At 43.7% G+C, this 23,361-nt stretch carries 15 protein-coding genes; 7 read left to right on the forward strand and 8 right to left on the reverse strand.

The genetic code is table 11. From position 1 onward, the window contains the following. Positions 1 to 100: 100 nt before the first annotated feature. Positions 101 to 895 (reverse strand): alpha/beta fold hydrolase, encoded by a 795-nt coding sequence (locus tag DBR43_RS00875; protein ID WP_124577022.1) that lies wholly within the window; start codon positions 893 to 895, stop codon positions 101 to 103. Between the two features lie 516 nt (positions 896 to 1,411). Here DBR43_RS00875 and DBR43_RS00880 point away from each other — a divergent pair. Continuing rightward, the gene (locus tag DBR43_RS00880) at positions 1,412 to 8,722 is read left to right on the forward strand and encodes a LamG-like jellyroll fold domain-containing protein (protein ID WP_124577024.1); all 7,311 of its coding nucleotides are present in this window, start codon (positions 1,412 to 1,414) and stop codon (positions 8,720 to 8,722) included. Between the two features lie 48 nt (positions 8,723 to 8,770). Here the strand turns inward: DBR43_RS00880 and DBR43_RS00885 are convergent, their stop codons facing one another. Next, positions 8,771 to 10,159 carry an aminopeptidase P family protein gene (locus DBR43_RS00885; RefSeq protein ID WP_124577026.1) on the reverse strand — a complete coding sequence of 463 codons (1,389 nt, stop codon included), beginning with the start codon at positions 10,157 to 10,159 and terminating at the stop codon, positions 8,771 to 8,773. 269 nt (positions 10,160 to 10,428) lie between these two features. Between DBR43_RS00885 and DBR43_RS00890 the strand changes: the two genes are divergently transcribed. The 6 genes from DBR43_RS00890 (at position 10,429) to DBR43_RS00915 (ending at position 15,583) form a co-directional block, all read left to right on the forward strand. After that, positions 10,429 to 10,908: a hypothetical protein gene (locus DBR43_RS00890; RefSeq protein ID WP_124577028.1), complete on the forward strand. Its 480-nt coding sequence runs from the start codon at positions 10,429 to 10,431 to the stop codon at positions 10,906 to 10,908. A 436-nt stretch (positions 10,909 to 11,344) separates the two neighbouring features. Further along, complete coding sequence (locus tag DBR43_RS00895; protein WP_124577030.1) at positions 11,345 to 12,226, forward strand: DUF6694 family lipoprotein; 882 nt, start codon at positions 11,345 to 11,347, stop codon at positions 12,224 to 12,226. A gap of 269 nt (positions 12,227 to 12,495) precedes the next feature. Continuing rightward, positions 12,496 to 13,053, forward strand: coding sequence for a hypothetical protein (locus DBR43_RS00900; protein WP_124577032.1), 558 nt, complete (start codon positions 12,496 to 12,498; stop codon positions 13,051 to 13,053). A gap of 1 nt (position 13,054) precedes the next feature. Further along, positions 13,055 to 13,681 (forward strand): T6SS effector amidase Tae4 family protein, encoded by a 627-nt coding sequence (locus DBR43_RS00905; RefSeq protein WP_124577034.1) that lies wholly within the window; start codon positions 13,055 to 13,057, stop codon positions 13,679 to 13,681. A gap of 77 nt (positions 13,682 to 13,758) precedes the next feature. Continuing rightward, positions 13,759 to 14,283, forward strand: coding sequence for a GNAT family N-acetyltransferase (locus tag DBR43_RS00910; RefSeq protein WP_199756925.1), 525 nt, complete (start codon positions 13,759 to 13,761; stop codon positions 14,281 to 14,283). A 175-nt stretch (positions 14,284 to 14,458) separates the two neighbouring features. After that, positions 14,459 to 15,583 (forward strand): serine hydrolase domain-containing protein, encoded by a 1,125-nt coding sequence (locus DBR43_RS00915; RefSeq protein ID WP_124577038.1) that lies wholly within the window; start codon positions 14,459 to 14,461, stop codon positions 15,581 to 15,583. Positions 15,584 to 15,628: 45 nt separating this feature from the next. Here the strand turns inward: DBR43_RS00915 and DBR43_RS00920 are convergent, their stop codons facing one another. The 6 genes from DBR43_RS00920 to DBR43_RS00945 form a co-directional block, all read right to left on the reverse strand. Further along, entirely contained in the window at positions 15,629 to 16,009 is a 381-nt protein-coding gene (locus tag DBR43_RS00920) for a PH domain-containing protein (protein WP_124577040.1), read from the reverse strand. A gap of 26 nt (positions 16,010 to 16,035) precedes the next feature. Then, positions 16,036 to 16,380 carry a DUF6370 family protein gene (locus DBR43_RS00925; protein WP_124577042.1) on the reverse strand — a complete coding sequence of 115 codons (345 nt, stop codon included), beginning with the start codon at positions 16,378 to 16,380 and terminating at the stop codon, positions 16,036 to 16,038. Between the two features lie 108 nt (positions 16,381 to 16,488). Beyond that, entirely contained in the window at positions 16,489 to 17,424 is a 936-nt protein-coding gene (locus tag DBR43_RS00930) for a helix-turn-helix domain-containing protein (protein WP_124577044.1), read from the reverse strand. 21 nt (positions 17,425 to 17,445) lie between these two features. After that, entirely contained in the window at positions 17,446 to 18,549 is a 1,104-nt protein-coding gene (locus tag DBR43_RS00935) for an efflux RND transporter periplasmic adaptor subunit (protein WP_124577046.1), read from the reverse strand. Positions 18,550 to 18,585: 36 nt separating this feature from the next. Next, a complete protein-coding gene (locus DBR43_RS00940; protein WP_124577048.1) occupies positions 18,586 to 21,864 on the reverse strand; it encodes an efflux RND transporter permease subunit in 3,279 nt (1,092 codons plus the stop codon). Between the two features lie 11 nt (positions 21,865 to 21,875). Then, on the reverse strand, positions 21,876 to 23,273 hold the full coding sequence (locus DBR43_RS00945; protein ID WP_124577050.1) for a TolC family protein: 1,398 nt from the start codon (positions 23,271 to 23,273) through the stop codon (positions 21,876 to 21,878). Positions 23,274 to 23,361 lie beyond the last annotated feature (88 nt).

The following is a 23,361-nucleotide window of genomic DNA, read 5'->3' on the forward strand; positions in this document are numbered from 1 at the left end:
TACTTTTTTAATGCCTTTAGATAAACAAATTGAAAATAAAGCAGAAAATCTCTATAAATTATAAATGCAAAAAATTTATAGAAAATCTGGTTTTGCTCCGCTATAACCTGATGGCATTTATCGTATCATTTAGGGCTTCATTGAATGCGTCCGGATGTTCGATCATTGGGTAATGGCAGGTTCCTGCGATTTCTTTTAACTCGAAACCATGAACCGCATTCTTTTGTAATGCTTCAACATTAGTGGGGTAATAGCTTACATTGATCAGGTAGATTTTCAGCTTTAAAAGGGGAAGCAAAGCCTTTTCGATCTGATCCAGTTTAAAAAACTCAGGCATCGTTGCCTGGCCCAGCGGCTCATAGGTATTCCTGTAGTCAGCTACAATTCTATCGGTAACCGATAACGGAGTATTAGCGCTTACCAATGCCATCCTTGCATATTGCTCATTGGTTCCTGCAAAGTCTTTCCTCAGACTGTCGATGATCCCTCCTACCTGAGCCTGAAATTCCGGGGCCAAAGGGGTAGCGACATTCTTAAAATTATCCACCACGATAAACCCGATAACAGGATCCGGAAATTTTGTTGCCGCAATCAGGTTAAGGTCAGCACCCAGAGAGTGACCAATCAGGATCACTTTTTCCAGCTGATGGTATTTGATTAAAGCGACGATATCATCCGCGAGGCCTTCAATTGACCAATCAGCGCGTGATCTTCCTGATTTACCATGACCGGCAAGGTCTAAAGTAACCACCGTATAATCACGTTTGAAAAAGTCTACCTGCGCTGCCCAGTAACTTTGGTCAATGTAGGCACCATGAACGAATAACAGGGTAATTTCTCCTTTACCCTCAATATGGTGGTTAATCGTAGTTCCATTGTTTTCGAATTCTCTCATCTTAATGTATTTTGGCGACAGCAATTTAAGATTTTATCGTTCAATATGTTTTTTTTCCTGATTTTTTAATCCTGAATTAACGAAGTAGAAACAAGGTTATCAAAAGAAAAGACCAGTTCCTGTCAGTTCATGCAAACGTTTGCGTTGAAATACACAGGGTTGCATTACAATACGAATATGAGCGCAAAACCAGCGTTATTATATACTGATTTAGTAGATTTTATACCCTAAACTTCGTTAAACTGTGGCTGATCCCGGAAAAATATCCATCTCATTTTATGATCCTGACAAAAAAGCCCTCAATTGGCTTAATTAAATCAATATCAATCGTTTGCGCAATGATAAAAAACAGATTCCAAACAAAAGCCCTTAAATTGGATTTACCAAACCAACCATCCTAAATCTTCTCTTATGAAATCTCTCCTTCATTACCTCTTCCTCTTCAGGAAATCCCCTGTACTCCTTTACATTCGAAGTACCCCACAGCGCTAAACCAATCAAACCCTATATACCATTATGAAGAAAATTTTATTATTTCTTTGGGGCATTCTTGTGCCTTTATTTTTAGCTGCACAGGTTGGGAAGCCTGTCGAAAAAGACTTCCGGATCCTCCATACCAACAAAGAATTTAAGCCCGAAAAAGGCTTTCGTTCTGATCAGAGTGGCAATATGACGGACCAGAAAAAAGGAAGGGTAAAGTACAGCAAAGGCGAATACTTTCTCGTCCAGTTTGAAGAACTTCCTGACGCATCACAAAAGGAAAAGCTAAAAAATCTGGGCATAAGACTGCTCGACTATGTGCCCAATTATTCCTATTACGCACACTTTAAAAAAGAACTCAGCTCAGATCAGTTTCCCGCCCTGGGCATCAGAACGGTTTTACCCATAGACGAAGGTTTCAAATTATCCGAAAATCTTTTCAGGAACCAGATCCCGCAGCATGCGAGGAAAGGCACTGAACTGGAACTGGAAGTTCTGTTTTATGATGAAGCAGACCTTGCTGCCGCTGAAACTGCCCTCCTGAAAGAGGCCAGGATTAAATCTAAAGGTCAGCCCAGAAAATGGACAATTCTTATCGCTCAGCACAAGTTGAAAAAACTCGCGGCCATTAAAGAGATCAAATTCATTTCTCCTGTTGAAGACGCACCAAAGCCGGAAGTAGATGGCCCGGGGGACATTTTTGCCAATAATATTGGCCGGTCCAACTACATCAACAGCGGCTTTAACGGATGGAACTACAATGGGGCGGGTGTCAATGTACACATCCGTGAAAATGATTTTCTGCAGGACATCGACATGCAGGGCAGAATGATTCCGGGCTCCGCAAATGTGAATCCCGGAGGGCATTCCTGGAGTGTATCCAAACGCATGGGCAGTGCCGGAAATTACGATCCTAAAGATCAGTCCAACGCATGGGGTTCGAATTTCTATGTTGTATCCGGACAAAACACCTATACCAATTACGATGATCCCAATAAAAAGATCAGGGTCACCAATATGTCTTATGGCTGGGGTGCCGATGCCAACTACAGCTCCTTATCAAATGAGCACGACAACTATATCCGGACCAGACCGGAGGCCATGCTCGTTTATTCTTCCGGGAACAGTGGAGACATCGTTCCAATCGGTGGAAAATACAATGGTTTACCAGGTTGGGGTAACCTAACCGGAAGTGCCAAACATGCGAAAAACCTGTTGACGATCAGTGGTACTGATTATGATGATAATTTTCTGGACTGGACCAATAAAGGACCGGCTTATGACGGCAGGATTAAACCAGACCTGACCATCGAAGGCTCCGGGGGAACTTCTTATGCAGCGCCAAAGGTATCCGGTATTTTCGCCATATTACATCAGGCCTATAAAGCCGAAACTCAGGCTGCAAGTGCGCCTTCTGCATTGATTAAGGCCATTCTATTGAATACTGCCGACGATATTTACAATGCAGGGATCGATTTTAAGACCGGGTTTGGTCGTCCGAACGTTCGTCGCGCTTTTAAAACCATCCAGAACCGAAGCTTCAGCACTGGTCAGATGGCAAACGGCGGATCAGCAACTAGCAGCATTGAGGTTCCTGCGGGAACGAGCCAGGTCAGGGTCTTGTTATATTGGGCAGATTATGAAGCTACACCTGGCGCAGCTCAATCCTTAGTGAATGACCTGGACCTGAATGTAACCGACCCATCATCCAATACTTTTCTGCCATGGGGATTAGATACCGCCGCCAATGCGGTAAGCCTGAACTCCTTACCTACCAGAAAAGCAGACCACATCAATAACGTGGAGCAGGTAACCATAGACAATCCTGTAGCCGGAACCTATACCTTAAACATCAATGGAAACCTGATCCCACAAGGACCTCAGGAATATTTCATTGTGTATGAGTTTTTAAAAGACGAGATCATGATGGCCTACCCTCTTGGAGGAGAAGCCATGGGGCCGGGAAAATCAGAATACATCCGTTGGGATGCTTATGGCGTTCCGGGGAGTTTTAACCTGGACTATTCCACAGACAACGGAAGTACATGGACAGCCATTGCCAGCAATATCGCTGCAGACAAACGACAGTTCAAATGGACCGTTCCAACCCTTTCTTCGAAAATAAAGATCCGCGTAAAAAGAGGCACACAGGAAAGTACCGCCAGTAATGTGAATGTCCTCGCCGCCCCTGAAGGTTTAGAAGTTGTCTGGGCGGGCAGCAGTTCTTTACAGTTGTCCTGGAGGAAATTAACACCTGCTGTCCAATATGAAGTATTTAAGCTCGGGGAAAAATACATGGAATCGGCAGGTCTGACCAGTGATACCAGCATCGTCCTGAATGGCTCAGATCCGAGCAAACAGGAATGGTATGCGGTACGTGCCATTGGTGCGAACGGATTACAGGGACTTCGGGGAAACAGCATTCCTAAAGAAACAGGCCTGTTGAATTTTAAAAACCTGATTACAGGAACGGCGTTCAACGTGCGTAAAAATGCAGCCCTGCTGACAGGAAAAGTCAACTCACTTGGGGGAACATTGACAAACCTGGTTTTTGAATATGGTCCTACCACTGCTTATGGTTCACAAACCAATATCGCCGGTTCTTTTTCAGGTTCCAATCTCATTCCTGTTCAGCAGGAGGTTCCGCTAACCATGAAATCCGGAGAAGTATGGCATTACCGACTGAAAGCACTGGCCAATGGTGCAGATGTTTTTGGAGAAGACCATACCTTCCAGCCTGCTCCGGGGAACTCCGTTGCCTTTACCGGAACCGGAACAGAATTTATTACTTTAGGCAGCAATGCAGCCATCAACGGAACCAAGGCAAGAACGATTGAGCTTTGGGCAAAGGCCGATGCCTTTAATGATGGCGGGGTGTTTGCAACGGGCATCACCGGAACAAATCTCGGGGAGTTCAGTTTGAGAACCACGACTACTGATAACCTTTGGAGGGCCAATTTCTGGAATTCCAGCAAAGATTTCACCTTAGCCAACAGCAAAGGCGAATGGCACCATTACGCATTGGTATTTGATGGGACCAACGTTAGTTTTTACTACGATGGAGAACAAAAACTTGCCCCAACACCAACGGCCTTAAATACGACAAACGGACTTGTGCGGTTGGGTCTATGGAACAGTGGGCCAAGCAATAAGTTTTTCAAAGGAGAGATCGATGAAGTCCGGGTTTGGAGCAAAGCATTGAGCTCATTCGAGATCAAGCAAGGTTTCCATCATCCTGTTCAGGGAAATGAAGCCGGCCTGGTTTATTATGCGAATTTCGACAATGCAGAATCTGAAATCTACGATATCGTGAGTAAAAAACCGGTATTGGTAACCGGAACTCCGGTCCGGGTCAAAACAGCTTACCCTTTTGGTGGTGGTGTTTCACAGGCAAAATCCGAAGTTGCCGGAAGTTCAGTTTATGGCAATGGGGTTGATGTTACGGCTTTCTACAATGCGGTCACACCTGTAATTGCAGGCTTCTCGAAGATAGATTTCAGTTCGCCTGCATTCAATGACTTCTCCCCTTCTGCAGTTAAAATAGGCAATGAATATTGGGTAGGGAACCGTTTCAATACGAATACCAACCTGAATATGAATTTAACCTTTAAAAGTTCAGAAGATTTAACTGCAGCAGATCAGCTTCATCCGGAGAAAATCCTCGTGCTGACCAGACCTGCTTATGGAAGTGCCAAATGGCAGTTCAGCACACCTGCAACAGCGGTAGACGAAGTAAATAATACGATTACCGTGAACAACTTAAATGCGTATTCACAGTATTTCTTTATCAAAGACAGCGCGCCTTTTCTGTTGAGCACCGCAGATTCACTGGTCTTCAGCGATGCAAGAACAGGATCAAAAACAAGGGCAGAAAACTTCCTGCTTTCGGGAACAAACCTTTCCGCAGATAGCATCAGGATTAAAGCACCTGCAGGTTATGAAATCTCTCTGGACAACCTGACTTTTACAGATGCCAATTCCTTTCTGACGGTCAGCCCTGTAAATGGAACGGTGAAAGACCTGAAGATCTATGCCCGTTTTGCACCTACAGCAGCTCAGCTTTATACCGGTACGATTAAGATCAGCTCAGGATCGCAGTTGTTTTCCGAAGTTAAAGTAAGTCAAAGAGGAATTAAGGCAGATGTCATTGCCGGAAAAGCAATGACTTTTGACGGGAACGGGGATTACCTGGAAATTCAGGAGCTCAACTGGCAGCCAAAGGTGTTTACCATTGAATGGTGGCATAAAGCTAAATCTTATAAAAACTATAACCAGTCTATCGGTAATGGATGGGGTTCATTCCTCGTTCATTCCGATACTGGTGGGGGATTGAATATCGGCGTTGCCAACAATTCGGCATCCAGACTAAGCATCCCGGAGGCCTTTAAAGACCTTGCCTGGCACCATTATGCCTATACGTTCAATAACGGCGTTGCGAAAATTTACAGGGATGGCAAGCTGGCCGACAGTAAAACGGCTTCTTCGCTCCCACCGGTATGGAGCAGTTTCAAAATCGGATCTACCGATGGCAATTCTATTGATGGAGAGATTGAAGAATTCAGGATGTGGTCTGTGGAAAAAACGCAGCAGCAGGTTCGCGAAGGAATGCACCTGACATCAGTAGGAAATGAACCCGGCTTAAAAGTCTACTTACAGTTTCAGGATGCCCTAAAAGGCGTATCAGATTTGTCGGATAACGGCTATAAGGTTTCTTCAAATGGCGATGCCAAAAGATTGGTTTCTACTGCTCCCGTGGCTGCCGGAATCAGCGAAAGCAAACAAATTACCGCAGCCGGAATCAGCGATTATCCACTGGCAGGTTTAAGTTTGCAATTTTCTGAAACCGGAAGTAATCCGAACGGAGAAGTGGTTGTGAGCCGCTTAAAATCTATTCCAAACGAAAATACCAGCGTTTCTGTATTAGACAGTACTTATTGGGTGATCAACAATTATGGAACCAATACCGCTCCTACCGGACTTGTTGGATTGAGCCTGAAGAATGTACAGGATCCCTCCTCAACAGAGGGGCTCTACCGCCTGAGTTCCCGCGCTTTTAATGCTTTTGGCCAGAGCTGGAGCTCCATGGCTACCCAGCTCAGCCCTACTGCCAATCCGGTTAATTTCAGCTTCAGCCCTGCTGCTGCAGGTGTGGCTTTAGGACAAGTTGCAATGAGCAAAATTTCAGGATTTGAAGCCCTGGAAACGCTGGCAGGAAAGGCCTACCGGTTTGACGGAGCTGCCGGTGCCTTAAAAATAACAGGACTGAACTGGAAGCCGACTACTTTTACTATTGAATACTGGCTAAATGCTGCTTCGGCAAAATCATGGAATCAATCGGTAGGAAATGGCTGGGGAAGCTTTCTGATGCATGCAGACAATGATAAGGGTCTGAGCATTGGGATTGCAAACAATGCCGCGTCAAGAATCGACATTCCGGGAATGTTCAATACTTTAAATGTCTGGCATCACCTGGCCTTTAGTTACGACAACGGCCTGGTTAAACTCTATATAGACGGCCAGTTGTCGGCATCCAAACCCGCCTCATCGGCTCCACCCCTATGGGACAACTTTAACGTTGGAAGTATGGACGACAATACCATCAATGGAAGAATGGATGAGTTCCGTTTATGGTCTACCCCACGTACTTCGCAGGAAATCCAGGAAAATATGCACCTAACATTAAGTGGCAATGAGCCAGGATTAAAAGTATATTTACAAGGGCAGGGAAATGCAGGCCCGGCACAGCTCATCGATGTATCACCGAACCATTATGTGGTGGAAGCGACCGGAAATGTACAGCGCGAAGCATCTTCTGCTCCGGTAGCCAATGGGATTAGTCAGACGCTGGCTGTAAATGCCGCTGGAAAGTATGACTTTAACCTCAGCGGACTGGCTTTAAACTACGCAGCTACGGGAACTTATCCTAAAGGAAATGTAGTGATCAGCAAATTGAACAGCCTTCCCTTTAACCAGGCTGCCAATATTAGTCCCCTGGATTCAAAATACTGGATCATCAGGAATTATGGGGATGCCGAAGCCAGCGCGCTTGAAAGTGCTGAACTATCCGGTGTTGCCAACAGCAATGTGAACCTGAAACTTTATAAACGCGGGTTTAATCAAAGCGAAGATTGGAGTACCGGAATTCAGGGAAGCACCCAGGTGGGTTTCAGCAGTTTCGCTGCAGGAACTGCAGACCTGAGAAACAGTCAGATTATCATCGACAGTAAAACGAATACTGCACCGCTGATTGCTTTCAGCGCGCCTTCGGATAACAGCAGCTACAAAACTACAGATTCGATCAAAATGACCGGAACAGCTACAGATCCGGACGGACCTGCACCAGTTGTTTCACTGTACAATGGGGCAACAAAAGTTGCGACGCTCGCCGGACCTTCTTTTAGCTATAAGCTTGAACCGCTTCCTGCGGGAACTTATCAGCTCCTGGCCACAGCTACAGACAAAGCTGGATTGATGGCTGCAGATACCGTTTCCATTACCGTTAAGACGAATATTAATCCGCTCATTGCTTTAACCTCACCTGCACAAAATGCGACATTTGACACCTCACAACCCATCCTTCTGAAAGCAGAGGCGAGTGATGAGGATGGCAGCATTGCCCTGGTGGAATTCTATGACGGAACCGTAAAAATCGGAGAAAGCAATACCTTGCCTTATGAGTTCAACTGGAGCGGAGCAAGTTTGGGCAATCATCAGCTGACCGCAAAAGTGAAAGACAATAATGCTGCTGAAAGTATTTCCGATGCTATTGCCGTGCAGGTCGTACCGGTAAATACGCGACCTGCGGTAGCGATCATCAGCCCTGACAATGGAAGTCTTTTTAATCCGAATAAAAAGGTCACCATCACTGCACAGGCGACGGATTCAGATGGAAGTGTTGCTAAAGTCGAATTCTTTGAAAGGTCTTCTAAAATTGCTACGGTGACGGCTTCACCTTACACTTTTAAATGGCAGCCCAAAGATCCGGGCACTTATTACCTTAGCGCTGTCGCCACCGACAATAAGGGCCTGACAAATACCTCAACTACAGTAATTGTTAATCTGGCCAAGAAGAAGGATGCGATTTCGGCTTCGAATATCATCACACCAAACGGAGATGGTAAAAATGACAAATGGATCATCGAAGACATTTCCAACTTCCCGAATAATAAGGTGACGGTTTTCACTAAAAAAGGAAGAGTAGTGTTTAGTACCAGAAATTATTCCAATGATTCTAATTATTGGGAAGGGCTATTTGATGGGAATCCCCTGAGAGAAGACACCTATTTCTACTCCATTGACATCGGTGCAAAACAAGCCTATACCGGCTTTATCACACTAATCAGATAATGGTTATTTTATTTACCGGATGCATTTTTGTGCATCCGGTAAATAATTTTAATAAGCGTTGGCTCTTATGGCCTCTACGTCTTCTACAGAGATCGCCAGGTCTTTACCCAGCTTACGGGAACCTTCATCGGTGATGACATAATCATCTTCTACCCTAATTCCACCAAAGTTTCTATATTCCTCTACTTTATCATAATTGATATATTCTGACAGGTGATTGCTTTCTTTCCACTGGTCAATCAGTTCGGGAATAAAGTAAAGTCCGGGTTCTACGGTCAGGACATAACCTGCTTCCAGGGCTTTCCCTAACCTCAGAGATTTCAGTCCGAATTGAGTGGTGTTCTTTTTCAATTCTTCTGTATATCCTACGTATTGTTCGCCAAGATTTTCCATATCGTGAACATCAAGCCCCATCATGTGACCGGTTCCACATTGGAAGAACAAGGTATGTGCCCCTTGAGCGACCGCATCTTCCAGGTTCCCTTTCATCAGGCCTAGAGATTTTAATCCTTCAGCAAGGCTGAGGCAGGATTTATTATGGATATCGAGATAACGAACTCCTGGTTTCAGTGCATTTACCCCTTCATTGTACGCGTTGAGTACAATGTTATAAGCTTCTTTTTGTGCCGGAAGGAATTTCTTTCCTGCCGGAAAAGTACGGGTAAGATCGCCGGCATAGCCCATTGGGGTTTCCGCACCTGAATCGTTTAAGACCATATCCCCTTCCTTTAAAGTATTGCCATGGTAATGGTTGTGCAGGATATGTCCCTGAACACTTAAAATTATCGGGTAAGAAAGTTGTCCGCCTGACTTTAGTGCCACCTGGTGAACCGCAGCTGCAATTTCGTTTTCGGTCATGCCAGGTCTTGCGATTTGCATGGCCATCAGGTGCATGTCTGCAGAGATCTCAGAAGCTTTATCAAGCTCTACCAGTTCTACTGCTGATTTGATAGAACGCTGCGCTACAACTGCTTTAATGAAGGGTACAGAAACCTCAGCGCTCAGCTGGCTTTGTTTAAGGTCCAGTAAGTCTGCCAGTTTGATTTTGGCTTCGGCACGGTATGGGGGTAAGAAATGAACTTTTCTTTTATTTTTAGCAAGGTAGCTTTCGAGTGCTGAAGATGGAGAAACGTTGGTAATTCCAGCGTCGTCTGCTTTTGCAGCAAGCGTCTTTTGTCTGCCCATCCATACGATGGCATCGATGCTCATCTCATCCCCAAAAAGGACCACTTTATCTTCGTCGATATCGATAATGGCGTTCAATCCTGGTTCCTGAATCCCAAAGTAATAAAGAAAAGTACTGTCTTGTCTGAAATGATAGGTGTTGTCAAAGAAGTTCATCGGACTCTCTTCGTTTCCTAAAAAGAGCAGGATTCCCGTGCTGAATTGTGCGGCGAGTTGTTTTCTTCTTTCTATATATTCGTTTTTATGAAACATATGTGGTGATTTTAAGGTGTTGTCTCAAAGTTAGAAAAAGTTCATGTTGTTAACAGCGGTTCTTGATTTTTCCTCGTTTCTTATTCGCGGAGCATGTGGGGCTGATGTTGTTGCTATATCTGTCTTGATACCTGTCGCTATACCTGGAAACCAGTAGGAAAAACTACTGGTTTTCCACGATTGTAAGTCAGCAGTTGCATTTTTAGCTTTGTCGGAATCAAAATAACCTTAGCCTCTTTGCAGCTAAAGAAACATTAAACAAACACATAATGACCTTTAAAAAACTACTTTTTTCTTTTACCGTTGTTGCGGCTTTATTTACCATGAGCAATGCTAATGCTCAGGATTACAAACATGCAATTGGTGGCCGTTTTGGTAATGCCAATGGGGTAAGTTTTAAAACAGCGCTTAACAAAGGCGCAATGCTGGAATTAATTGGAAATTTCAGAAGCAATAGCGGTGTGACTTATATGAACCTGACCGGTTTATACGAAGTTTACAATCCTATAAAAGGTGCGGATGGCCTTAACTGGTTTTATGGTGGCGGAGCAACGGTTGGTGCTTACAAAATAAAACACGGTGGTGGCAGCGATGTATACTTGTCGGCAAATGGTGTTTTAGGATTGGATTATAAAATCAAGAATGCGCCGATTAACTTGTCGTTGGACTGGATTCCTGCGCTTCAATTCACTCCGGACACCGAATTTTGGGGTGGTGATTTCGGTTTAGGTGTCCGCTTCACTTTCTAAAAAAACAGATTTATCTCAATTAGTTGTAGCCGGAATAATCGTAATTATTCCGGCTATTTTTTTTATAACAATGTCAAAATTACTATCCCCAATAAGCCCAGGACCATCATCACAGGTCCAACATAGCTATAGATTCCACTGTTGATGATATAGTTTTCCGGTTTGGGTTCCATACAGAGAAATTCAACACCACTAATCTCCGATCACTCTCTACAGCACCATTGAATTTCTCAGTGATTAGTCGCACAATTTCATCCTCATTAATAAATTCAGCCTACAAAGGGTTTGCATATTTTTCACTCAGGAGATCCGGACTTCTTTCCGATTGTGCCATTTAACTTCATAACTTTCTTAAATCAATTCATCTAACAGGTTATTTTTAAACAAAAAAACAGATCTTTAAAAAACAAACGCTTAAAAGACAAAAATTCACCTAATGAAGAAATTAGTTATAATCAGCAGTATTCTGCTGTTATTTTTATCCAGCTGTTCAGAAAAAATTGACGGCAGTTCTGAGGAAAAGTTCAAAGCCTCTGCTGAAAAAGTAAAAAGTAAGCTTAGTACAGAAGATCAAAAAAGATTTGAAGTCGCTTTAAGGGTCATCACTGCATCAGCTATGAAACATAAATTTGATCATCCGGAGGAAGATAAGGACAAATCTTTTAATGAAATTGTCCTGGAGATGGTGAATGGTAAAAGTTACGATAATGTAGTTGATATAGCAGAACAATACCTGGCAGAGAGCCATAAAATGGAAATTGCCGGTTTGAAAAAAGACATGGCCGATCTTGCCGGCAGAAAGGCCCAGGAAGTTGCGTTAACAAAAGAGTTAGATATGTTGAAAGGAAGCCTGGTTAAAATTGACCTGGTGAACGGAGAGCCTACTATTTTTGCTGAATTTAAAAACCTATCAAAGGATACACTCTATCGGTTTACCTGTTCGGTATATTTAAAAACAGATTCTGGAAAGTTCCTGACCTCATCCTCGTCCAATTCACATACGGGTAAAACAAGTGCTAACGGAACTGTTAATCCCAATGACACCTTTATTGCCACGGCAGGGATAGGACAGCTCATCATGCGGGATTATCCTCATGTTCCATGGAAAACCATGAAATATCCGGTTAAAGACCTAAGCCAGTATCATCTGATTGCTGGTGGAATGACTAAACAATTGCGTATGTATGAACGGGAGCATGACCTGTCTTCAGTGAAATGGGATTACTGGGATGAAGTGAATTTCGTGAAGATGACCACTTTAATCAAAAAACGGGAAGCCCAAAAACCAACGCTTGATAACCTCGAGCTCAGCAAATAGAACACAGTTAAAAAGCAGGGCGTAATTATAGTGGTTGAATTCTATCCAATACCTCCATCTTTTTTCTCTTTTTCAGGTTTTGGACAAATGTAAGCCCATTTACTGATTGTGAGGAGATAGTTTGTGCAGATAGGTGCAACTATGGCTCATTTGAGAAAAAAGATGTCGTTAATTTCCCTCAACACCATTTCCATTAAGTAAAAATAAATAATGGTACTATTTTTGCAGGATAAGGAAAATCATTCTATTCAAAAAAAGGACAGCTATTTATGATGATGCAAAGCCAGTTTAAACCATATCATACCAAAATGATTGTTAAAGTAGTTGTCGTCATTTTAAGTTTTTTGTCTTTATCTTCCTGCAGAGGAGAAGGTCAGGATGCTAAAAGCAATCAGGATACTGCCCGGAAAGATAGTTCAATTGTTCAGAAAGACAGTTTAATAAAAAAACAAACTACCCCACAGCCTGTTGCGGAAACAGTCCATCTTCCTGAATCTTTTTACAAAGATATCCAGTCGAAGGCAACGGATATTGTCAGGGTGAGGTTTTTAAAGGTTGATACTTTTAAATACAATGTAAAGGTCTATAGAACACAAGTATTGAAAGTGTATAAAGGAAAGCTAAAAACAACTCAATTCCTTGATTATGCAGGAAGGTCAGAAAGAAACTTTAGCAGCAATCCCACAGATACGGTTATTGTGTTCCTTTATCACCATAAAAAACCACTTGAACATTTTGAAGACAAAAACCTGCATTACAGCGTAGTGGAAGATAACGCAACTGTGAACAACTCAAAATATATCGATAGTTTATTAAAAAAACGCTAAAATGGGCATCTCTCTTCCTCCATTCTCAGAATTACGTGTCAACTATCCTGTGGTCGAACATCAGGCGCTGTTAAGTTCGATTGGCGGCGGCGTTAATTCCGTATTAATGGATAATGGCTGTGTGATCAGAATGAGTAAAGCTTTTAACTATCTCGGCGATCCAGCTATTCCCTTTGATCAGTGGCCTACACCTTCATGGAAAGTAATTCCAAAATCGATTGATTTTGATAAACTCAGTAAAGATAAGATTCAGAGAGATAGCCTGCATGCCATTCCCAGAACCTATAAGTATGTGAATGCTTTTGAGACCACCTATGGTGCCGATAAAAAGCGCTATTGCTTTCGCGTAAACGAATTCTTCGACTATGTGAACCACAAGTACAAACAACCGGATCATAAAGTACTGCTGGAACCACGTCAGACCATGCTGACTACAGGGCAGCTCAGCCAATTCAAAAGGACCATTTACGGAAAGACAGGGATCATCTGCTTCAAAGCTAAATTTGGGGCAGACAGGCCGGGGTCCGCGGCATCAGGACATTTTACGCTATGGGATGGCAATGTCTGCCTGTATGGTGATTATTTTCAGGACCCCAGAACTTATGCGATCTATTTCTGGACCTGCTGACATAATAATAGTTGATTTTTAGAAATGTAGCTGGTGTTTTCCAGAAAAAATAAGGACTTTTGCTGCTGATGAATACCATGTCCGTTTCGAAATCTTCCATTGCTGATTTAGCAGAATTATTAACGTTAGTGAATGTCACGTACCGTGGCGAATCGTCAAAAAAGGGATGGACTGATGAGAGTTCCTTTATCGCAGGAGAAATCAGGGTCGATGAGGAAGCCCTAAGTGCATACCTTACCAATCCAGACATCTGCATTTTAAAATATACCGATGAAAATCAGCAGATCATTGGCTGTGTTAATTTACATAAAAAGCAGAACAAGCTTCATCTGGGTATGTTTGCCGTTCATCCTAAACTTCAGGCAGCTGGAATCGGAAAGATTTTATTACAAGCTGCTGAGCTGCATGGAAAGGCGGAAGACTGTACCGCAATTAACCTGACGGTGATCGAGGGCAGGGATGAATTAATCGCATTTTACGAAAGAAGAGCCTACGTGCTGACGGGTAAAAGCTTCCCTTTTCCTGTAGAACACCATAGGTTTGGCGTTCCTTTAAAAGAGGTCATCTTATTGGAAATGGAAAAGGAGCTTGCCAGCAGCTAAAATCGGGGCATCCATCTGATTTACCGGGTATAGCCTCAATAGCTCTCTTTTGAGTTTATCATCTAATTTTATTATAATTGATATATCCTAATTAACCGACACCAAATAAGCTTATTTATTCCTAAACGACAAGAGGTTTCTGGCTTTTCGGAATAAATAAAACCAAACCGACACAATGTTTATCAAAAAACCTCAGAACAAACAGCTCTTCCTGATTGCCCTTATTTTTATTATCGGAGGCATTGCTTCCTGTAAAGTTGCCCGTTTTGTCTATTACAATTTCGCGGATATCGGAGATTATAAAAAGTTCCCTTCCCGGCCATTGCATAATGATGGGCCGAAATTCGTTTTCCATCAGACAGAAAAAGGGAGGTTTCCAAAAAACATCAATCCAGACAAACAGGGAGAAGTTCCTTTTGATCAATACCTGGAGGACAACAATACCGTTGCATTTATGATCATTAAGAATGACACCATTCAATATGAAAAATATTTCAAAGGCTATGATCAGGCAGCCATTGTCCCCTCCTTTTCTATGGCGAAATCTGTGCTTTCTATCCTGATCGGTTGTGCAATTGATGATGGTCTGATTAAATCAGTCGACGAACCGGTTACCAATTACATTCCTGAATTAAAAGAAAACGGCTTTGATAAAGTCAGCCTGGAACACCTCTTACAAATGACCTCAGGGCTGGAATTTAATGAAGGTTATAGCAACCCTTTCGGAGAAGTAGCCACCTTTTATTATGGCACCAACCTCAGAAAAGCGACCACTCAGCTGAAATTAAAAAGAGCACCGGGAACCGCATTTGAATACGTAAGTGGCAATCCTCAGATCCTGGGACTGGCGCTGGAAAGGGCATTAAAGACAAAAACCATTACCGCTTACCTTCAGGAGAAGCTATGGCAACCTTTGGGAATGGAATATGATGCCAGCTGGAGTCTGGACAGGAAGAAAAACGGACTCGAAAAAACATTTTGCTGTATTAATGCAAGGGCCAGAGATTTTGCTAAAATCGGCAGACTTTACCTGAATAAAGGAAACTGGAACGGCCGGCAGATCGTATCTGAAAGCTGGGTAAAGCAATCCACCAAAATAGATACCAGCAAAGGAAGTGCTTCCTATTATCAATATCAGTGGTGGCTTCCTACGAAGAAAGGTGATTTTATGGCCGCAGGGATTTTGGGACAATACATTTATGTTAATCCGGCAAAAAACCTGATCATTGTGAGGTTGGGAAAAAATAAAGGAAAAGCCGATTGGCAGGGCACTTTTGTAAAACTGGCTTCTTCCTATTAAGCGATCCGGCATCCTTGATGGAATGCCGGATAAACCGGTTAAAGACTACCTAAGCACATGAAAAGCCAATACATTTTGCACATCAAATACATTGACCGACTTGTTAAATTTCTTTCTGATGCTCGGCAGTGCTTCACCTGAAATCCAGATTTTAAGCTCTGCATCCAGGTCGAAAGTACCTGAATTTTCTACACTGAAGCGGGAGATGCTTTTATAAGAAACCGACATGTATTCTACTTTACTGCCTGTTAATCCCTGAACATCTACCAGGATCAGTCTTTTTGAAGTAAAGATGAAAGTATCACGAATCAGCTTAAAGCCCAGCTCGATCTCCTCTCCTTCTACCAGTAATTTGCTAAAATCTTTATTTAGCTGATCATTCTTTACAATTCCCGCATTGCCCATCAGGGCCGAAAATAATCCCATAAATATAATTAGTGTAAGTTGTTTGCTTATTTTTTGTCTTTCAATAATTTGAAAGAAGTGGCTTTGAACCTGCCATCAACAACTTTTCCTGTCACCTCTGCTTTTCTGATTTTGTTGCAAAAGCCATCTTTGGCATGGGCATCACCATGGTCATCAATGCTCGTTCCATCCACAAAATAAGCATGTCCGTCTATGCGTACTGCAAGGTCACATTCTTTTCCTTCCAGGCCAAACTTACATTCCCCGCAGGCAGTCTCTACCACCTGAGGCTTTTGTTTAGCAGCGACAACAGTTTCTTTTTTCACTTTTTCCTGCGCCTGTGCAGCGATTGCAAAACAGGCAAAAAACACGAGTGTAATCAGTTGTTTCATGGTTATTAAATTTTCTATAATATTAAGAATAATTCTTTCAATAATCAGAAGCAGGAAGGCTTATTTTTTCATTTCTCCGGGGCTGGCTGCTGCTTATCTCCCCTGACCTTATCGAAATGATTTTGGCGTTCCCTGCATTTGTCTGCGGAAAAAGATGTTAAAGTTGGCCGGATATTCGAAACCAAGGCAATAAGCGATCTGGGCAACATTCCATTCTGTATGTTTCAACAATGCGACTGCTTCAGTGGCAATTCTTTTTGAGATGTGTTCTGAAGTGGTTCTCCCCGTTACTTCTTTTACGGCATGGTTCAAATGATTCACATGTACGGAAAGTTTATGTGCAAAGTCATGAGCCGTTTTGAGTTCCAGAATGTGATCCGTGGAGCCGATCGGAAACTGTCGTTCTAACAATTCCAGAAAAAGGGAAGTCAGTCTGACCGAGGCATTGTTTTCTTTGAAATAAGTATCTGCAGGTCTTACTTTCAAGGCTTCATGAACGATAAGGTGAATGTAATTGCGCAGCATTTCATATTTATGGACATAATCCCCATCCAACTCTCCCATCATTTTCACAAAGATCTCCATAAAGGTCTTTTCCTGTTCTTCACTGATATTGATCATCGGGCAATCGTGAATTCTCCAGAGCAGGGATTCCCTCAGGCTTTCGTTTCTCTTATGGATGAAATTTTCTGTAAACAGGCAAAAATATCCGGATTGGGTATCAGAAGTACATTCCCATGCGTATGGAATATTTGGGTTGGTAAACAACAGTGCCCTGCCGTTTACCTCTATCCGCTGATTTGGATAATGAAGAATTCCGGAGCCAATGATCAGGGAGATTTTATAAAAATCCCTGCGGTTATAAGGTGTTGGATTTAAGGTGCAGTGGGTAGACCTTTTGAACACGCCAAAATGCCCGATATCACTCACCATATCTAAATTGGGAATACTGATATCCGGACGGATCACCCTCAGCCAGTCGTAATAATCCTGTAAACTTTGCGTCTTGTTCGCTAAGTGAAGATCAGGGTTCTTGGTTAACATTACTTTAATCACTATATAAAATTACGGTTTGATCACGTTACCTTCACGAAGTTCTTCAGATGGTTCCGTAACAATTTCATCACCAGCATTAAGTTCGCCAAAAATCTCGGTTTTACCGTCTGTTAATCTTCCTTTTTTAACGTTTACTTTTACCGCTTTATTTTGTACGACTTTCCAGACAAAGATCCCCTCCGCGGTTTCAAGAATAGCTTTTCTCGGAACGGTGAAAGTACTTGCGTTTGCAGGGAGCGGAATATGAACCTCGGCCACCATTCCCGGCAACAGCTCTTTACCCGTATTGGGCACGTCTATTTCCACCCGTTCTGATCGCAGGCGCAAATCCAGGGCTCCGGATAAGCGTTTTACTTTTGCGGTAAAGGTTTTTTCAGGCATGGACTTCACGCTAAAAGTCACCTCATGTCCGTCTTTCAGGTACCCCGTATACACCTCTGGTATGGACACCGCAAGGCGAAGGTTTTTCTGTTCCTGCAAGGTGAACAACGGAAATTCAGAGCCTTTTCCTGAGGGGCCTACATAAGCTCCTAAATTCACATTCCTTGCTGTGATGATGCCATTAAAAGGGGCACGTATTTCCAGGTAATCCCGGATATTGCTCACTTCTTTATAAGCAGCTTTTGCGGCTTCAAACTGTGCGAGGTCCGAATTTCTGCGGGCAACTGCCTGGTCGAGGTCATTTTTCGAGATCGTCCCCGGAGTTTTACTCGTTTCATATAAGCGGTCGTAATTTGCTTTGCTGGCGGTATATAAGGCCTCCTGAGCTTTTAACCTCGATTGTGCAGCAGCAAGCTGTGAATTGGTTTCCGGTGCCTCGAGTGTCATCAGCAGCTGTCCTTTGGTCACTTCTGATCCGATATCAACTTTTAAAGTCTTCACAAAGCTGCTCACCTTTGCGTACAGGTCTACCTGCTGGAAAGCGCTCAGCTCTCCCGGCAATTGTAAAGCCGTAGAGAGTTTTTCTTTTTCGAGTTTAAATGTAGCGATCTCCGGCTTTTTCTCTGTCGTAACTGCTTCTTTCTTTGCGGTGGCGGTACAACCATTGATGATCGTTAACAGGGCTAAGCCTCCTGTTAAGATCATGGCATTTCTTGTGGTGTTTGTTCTCATTGGTGTATATTTTTATGGGGTTGGCCCCCTGATTAATTAATCTTCTAATCCTTTGATATAATGTTTGCTCTCTTTATCCTCCGGATCTAAAGAGATCGAAGCTGTAGAGACCTTTCCCTGTACCCATGCAAATACGAGTGGCAGAATGATCAATACGGCAAAGGTAGAGGCGATCAAACCTCCGATCACTGCTCTCCCCAAAGGAGAAACCTGATCTCCGCCTTCTCCATGTCCAATCGCCATTGGCAACATCCCTGCAACCATAGCCACACTCGTCATGATGATGGGCCTGATCCTTAAAGCCGCAGCTTCTCTGGCAGATTCCAGTGCATTGCCATTGTGCAACCGCAAATGTTCCGCGTTGGTGATGAGTAAAACTGCATTCGCAATAGACACCCCTACCGACATGATGATCCCCATATAGGACTGAAGGTTCAGCGTAGAGCCGGTGATCTTCAGCAACAGCAGGGATCCCAAAACCACTGCGGGTACGGTCGTGAGGATCACCAATGGTACTTTAAAGGATTGGAAATTGGCAGAAAGCATCAGAAAGATGACGACAATAGCCACCAAAAGTCCGGATTGCAGGCTACCCAATGTTTCGTCCAGCACTTTGATCATTCCGACAGGCTGTACAATCAATCCCCTGGGTAATTCCCCTACTGAAGCAATTGCTTTTTGAACATCTTTAGCTGCAGAACCCAGATCCATTTTATTCAGATTTGCCGTAACGGAAAGGTAAGGCATGGCCCCTAAATTGTCGTTCTCTCCGTAAGTGGTATCAGAAGTGATTGTTGCCACGTCGCTCAATACCGGCCGGTTGACATTTCTCAATAAAGGAATCTCTCCCAAATCTTCTTTGCTGTTCATCTGGTTAAAAGGTACCTGAACCTGGACACTATAAGCCAGGTTGATCTTTTCATCTATCCAGATATTTTTATCGGTATATCTCGAGGAAGAAGTGGAAGCCACGAGAGATCTCGAAATATCGGTCAGGTCTACGCCCAGCTGTGCTGCTTTAACCCGGTCGATATTCACGTTCAGAGAAGGATATTTAACGGCCTGTGCCAACTGAATATCCCGCAGATAAGGAATCGTTTGTAAGGCTTTCATGACCTTTCTTGCATACACTTCATTCTGCGCTTTGTTTTTCCCGGCAATGCGGACTTCTACCGGTGTTGGAGAGCCCTGGCTCAGCACTTTATCCGTGAGTTCTATCGGTTCAAAGGAAAGTTTAACATCAGGTTCCAGCTTTTTCACCCTTTCCCTCAGCTGATCTTTAAATTCTTCCATATCTTCATGGTAATCCTTAAATCCCACCTGAAAAACAGCTTCGTGCGGACCAGCCATAAACAGGTAGATCGGGTTTACGGAGAATAAAGCAGGGTGTTGCCCAACATATACAGAAGAGATAGACAAGTGTTCCGGGCCAACGATGTTTTTTAATTCTTTCAGGATCACCTGTACCTTTTCTTCCGTACGTTCTAACCTCGTCCCGTCTGGTGCACGCATTCTCAATTGAAACTGACTGGAATTGACTTTAGGTAAAACATCCCTTCCGATATTGCTCAGCAATAAGGCTGCAGCACCGACAATCAGCACGAGATAACCCAGGACCACGATTTTCCGGTGCGGCATGATGCGGTCGAGGAAGCGCATAAAACGGTTCCGGAAGCGTTCAAAAAGAGAAATTTTACCATCGTTATTAAAATCTTCACGTTCTACCAGTACTTTCTTTTGATTTAAAGTATCCTTTTCGGACTCCAGGCTCAAACCGGTTTCTTTGAATACGGCTTCATCTTCTGTGATCTCAGCACCATGTGCTTTCGCTTTCTTGGGATGTGCCACCATCAGCCAGTTGGCCATGATCGGTACAAATGTTTGTGATAAGAAGAACGAGACAATCATCGAGAATCCGATGGCCAGGGCCAGCGGCAGGAATAAAGCTCCCGGAATGCCCGACATGGTAAATGCAGGTGCAAATACGGCCAGGATACAAAACAGGATCAATAATTTAGGAAAAGCGATCTCCTTACAGGCGTCCCAGATGGCAAGGGCCTTGGGTTTGCCCATATCGAAATGCTGGTGAATGTTTTCAATCGTCACCGTAGATTCGTCAACCAGAATACCGATGGCCAATGCCAGTCCGCTTAAGGACATGATGTTGATCGTTTGTCCGAAGAGCTTCAAAAACAACACCCCCGCCACAATGGAGGTTGGGATGGTCAGGATCACAATTAATGCGGCCCGTTTATCTCCAAGAAACAGAAGCACCATCAAACCGGTAAGCAGGGCACCAATAACCCCTTCACTGATCAAACTTTTCACGGCATTGATCACATATACGGACTGGTCAAATTCATAGGAAAGTTTAACATCTTCCGGCAGGGTATTCTGAATCGCCGGCAAGGCTTCTTTGAGCTTACTCACTACATCCCAGGTGGAGGCATCGCCTGATTTAGCAATACTCAGGTATACAGAACGTTTCCCATTGATCAGCGCATAACCAGCTGTCGCATCAGCTCCATCTTTCACTACTGCCACATCGCGCAGGTACAGGTTTTGCACCCCTCCTTTAAACAAAGGAATATTTTCAAATTCTTTAACTTTCTGAATCGTATAATTTGTTGGGGTCAGGTAGTTTTGATTGCCCATGCGCACATTCCCGGATGGTGCCGTTTGGTTGTTCACCTTAATCGCCTCTACCACCTGGTCTACTGTCATGTTATGCGATCGCAATAACCCGGGGTCGACATTGATCTCAATCGTCCTGATGTTTCCGCCAAATGGTGCCGGCGACAATAATCCGGGGATTGCGGTAAAGGAAGCACGTACATACGTATTGGCAAGATCCTGCAGCTCATTATTGGAGCGTATGGGACTACTCAGGACCAGTTGTCCGACCGGAAGAGAGGACGCATCAAACCTGATGATAAAAGGTGGCTGAGAACCAGGCGGGAAAATCGCCTGTGCCCTGTTCGACAAAGCACTGAGCTCTGAGGCGGCCTGCGCCATATTTGTTCCCTCATAATAAGTCAGCTTCATCAGCATCAGTCCCTGCACATTTTTGGTTTCAATGGTTTTCACTCCACTGGCAAAAAGCAATATGTTGATGTATTGCTTTCCGAAATAAGCTTCCATCTGTGTAGGTGTATATCCGCCAAAAGGGTGAGCGATATAAATGACCGGAAGGTTCATTTTAGGCAAAATATCTACCTTGATATCTTTGATGGCACCAATTCCGAAGAAGAACAATCCGGCAACAAGTACCAGAATGGAGATCGGTTTTCTAAGTGCGAAACGTATTAAATTCATGTAAGGGTTAATTAAAATTCGTTGATAAACAGGTCAAAATTTCCAAGTGCGGCAGATTTAAGCAGCAGGGCCTGCCATACATTGGTATAGGCAATGTCCCGATCTGTTTCTGCTCTGTTGAGGGTATAAAGTGCCTGAGTGAGGTCTACAATCGTGCTGAGTCCGTTTTTATACAAGGTGTTCTTTTGCAGGTAAGCATCAGAAGCTGCCTTCACCTGAACCGGTGCTTCGTTATAATTGCTCAGTGCATTTTTCAATTTAGCATCGGCGATGGCCACCTGTGCCTGTAATTGTTGCCCGACCAGCTCATATTCATCTTGCAGCCCTTTGGAAAGGTATTCCTGTGCCCTTACCTGAGGGTGAGTCCTCAGTATGCTGGTCAGGTTCCAGACCATTCCAACACCCACCAGGTAATTTCCTCTTACCGGATTGATGCCATCGGCATAGTTTTGAGTAAAAGCGCTTTGATTTTGCGCATAGGCGGAACTGAATCCTGATCCCCTGCCCTGCATCACTCCGAATAAAGAAAAGGTAGGATAATAAGATCTGCGGAATAATTTCGCCTGTTCGTTGCTCAGTTCCACCCTGTTGCGGTAGTACTTTAACAGCGGATGGGCATTTTCATTCAGCAGGCTGTCCTGATACAGGACCGAAGGAACCCGGGTAATGGAAGCCGTATCCAGCACCATATCTGTTGCCGTAATGCCCATCAATATGCCCAATCGGTTTGCCTGTTCCTGTTCCAGATCCTTAGCCTTGGTTAAGGCAATTTTAGCACTGGAAACTTCGGCCTTGGCCAGGGAAGAATCTACACCTGCAATCAGGCCGTTGCTGGCCCTGATGACTGCTGTATTCTTAAAGGTGATTGCCCGGTCCAGGTTTCGCTCTTGTGATTTGCGAAGCCGTTGGGCAGCGATAAGGTTCAGGTAAGCTGCTGAAACTCTGATTTCATGTTGAAATTTCTCCTGCGCCAGGTCGTTCGCATCTCTTTTGAGCAGTGTTTGAGCAACTTTGATTTTCTCCTTTATCCTTCCAAAAGTAAAGAAGTCCCAGTTTACGTTGGCCAGGTATAAAGCGCCAAAAGCAGCATTCCAGTTCTGACGGTCAAAAGATGGTCCGCTGGAGGCAACGCCCAACCCACCCAAACCGTACGAAGGCCCGTTTTGTCCGTTGATCGTTCCGTAGTCCTGCTGTGCGGATAAACTCAGGTTTGGCAGGTAATCCCTGCGTGCCTGCTGAACGCCTGCTTCAGAAGCGTTCACATAATTCCCTTTTGCTTTGATGCTCCCGTAATTATTCAGGGCAGTACTGATCGCATCTTTTAATTTGAGCATTTGTGCATCTGCACCAGGGGTACCAAGGGTCAAAATGCCGAATAGTGTAATTACAAATAATAAGGGTTTAGGCATGGTGTGTGTTTTACACCGCAAATTTATCCCCTGCCCATAAAATCAAAGTATTCAGTTCAAACCAATAATTATGAAATTCAAACAATTG

Origin of the sequence: Pedobacter sp. KBW06, from assembly GCF_003852525.1 — a bacterium.
Classification (GTDB): domain Bacteria; phylum Bacteroidota; class Bacteroidia; order Sphingobacteriales; family Sphingobacteriaceae; genus Pedobacter.

Bases quoted from the DNA above. Each gene is read 5' to 3' on its own strand.
- DBR43_RS00875 (WP_124577022.1), bottom strand. From the start codon at position 895: ATGAGAGAATTCGAAAACAATGGAACTACGATTAACCACCATATTGAG.
- DBR43_RS00880 (WP_124577024.1), top strand. From the start codon at position 1,412: ATGAAGAAAATTTTATTATTTCTTTGGGGCATTCTTGTGCCTTTATTT.
- DBR43_RS00885 (WP_124577026.1), bottom strand. From the start codon at position 10,159: ATGTTTCATAAAAACGAATATATAGAAAGAAGAAAACAACTCGCCGCA.
- DBR43_RS00890 (WP_124577028.1), top strand. From the start codon at position 10,429: ATGACCTTTAAAAAACTACTTTTTTCTTTTACCGTTGTTGCGGCTTTA.
- DBR43_RS00895 (WP_124577030.1), top strand. From the start codon at position 11,345: ATGAAGAAATTAGTTATAATCAGCAGTATTCTGCTGTTATTTTTATCC.
- DBR43_RS00900 (WP_124577032.1), top strand. From the start codon at position 12,496: ATGATGATGCAAAGCCAGTTTAAACCATATCATACCAAAATGATTGTT.
- DBR43_RS00905 (WP_124577034.1), top strand. From the start codon at position 13,055: ATGGGCATCTCTCTTCCTCCATTCTCAGAATTACGTGTCAACTATCCT.
- DBR43_RS00910 (WP_199756925.1), top strand. From the start codon at position 13,759: ATGTCCGTTTCGAAATCTTCCATTGCTGATTTAGCAGAATTATTAACG.
- DBR43_RS00915 (WP_124577038.1), top strand. From the start codon at position 14,459: ATGTTTATCAAAAAACCTCAGAACAAACAGCTCTTCCTGATTGCCCTT.
- DBR43_RS00920 (WP_124577040.1), bottom strand. From the start codon at position 16,009: ATGGGATTATTTTCGGCCCTGATGGGCAATGCGGGAATTGTAAAGAAT.
- DBR43_RS00925 (WP_124577042.1), bottom strand. From the start codon at position 16,380: ATGAAACAACTGATTACACTCGTGTTTTTTGCCTGTTTTGCAATCGCT.
- DBR43_RS00930 (WP_124577044.1), bottom strand. From the start codon at position 17,424: ATGTTAACCAAGAACCCTGATCTTCACTTAGCGAACAAGACGCAAAGT.
- DBR43_RS00935 (WP_124577046.1), bottom strand. From the start codon at position 18,549: ATGAGAACAAACACCACAAGAAATGCCATGATCTTAACAGGAGGCTTA.
- DBR43_RS00940 (WP_124577048.1), bottom strand. From the start codon at position 21,864: ATGAATTTAATACGTTTCGCACTTAGAAAACCGATCTCCATTCTGGTA.
- DBR43_RS00945 (WP_124577050.1), bottom strand. From the start codon at position 23,273: ATGCCTAAACCCTTATTATTTGTAATTACACTATTCGGCATTTTGACC.